Origin of the sequence: Delftia sp. ASV31 (assembly GCF_016428765.1) — a bacterium.
GTDB classification, from domain to species: Bacteria; Pseudomonadota; Gammaproteobacteria; order Burkholderiales; family Burkholderiaceae_C; genus Comamonas; species Comamonas acidovorans.
This window is the reverse complement of the sequence record NZ_JAELTK010000242.1, coordinates 1-324: the sequence shown is the minus strand read 5'-3', so window position 1 is coordinate 324 and position 324 is coordinate 1. Positions and strand designations below refer to the sequence as shown.

Below are 324 nucleotides of genomic sequence, written 5' to 3'. Positions count from 1 at the left end.
CCCCCCCCCCCCCCCCCCCCCCCCCCCCCCCCCCCCCCCCCCCCCCCCCCCCCCCCCCCCCCCCCCCCCCCCCCCCCCCCCCCCCCCCCCCCCCCCCCCCCCCCCCCCCCCCCCCCCCCCTTTTTAACGATCCGGCGACCACCGAGATCTACACTGTTCGCATTTCGTCGGCAGCGTCAGATGTGTATAAGAGACAGCCCTGCAATCCTGAGGCACCCGCATGCCATGGGCCCGCAAAATCCGCCAGAAACGTTCCAGAATCACACCATGACCGATACCGCTCCCCCTCCCTTCGTCTTCCACCAGGGCACGGCGCCGCTGCTG

At 73.8% G+C, this 324-nt stretch carries 1 pseudogene; it reads left to right on the top strand.

The features are described from left to right. A pseudogene (locus JHD82_RS30090) lies at positions 1–324 on the top strand (hypothetical protein); the annotation flags it as partial.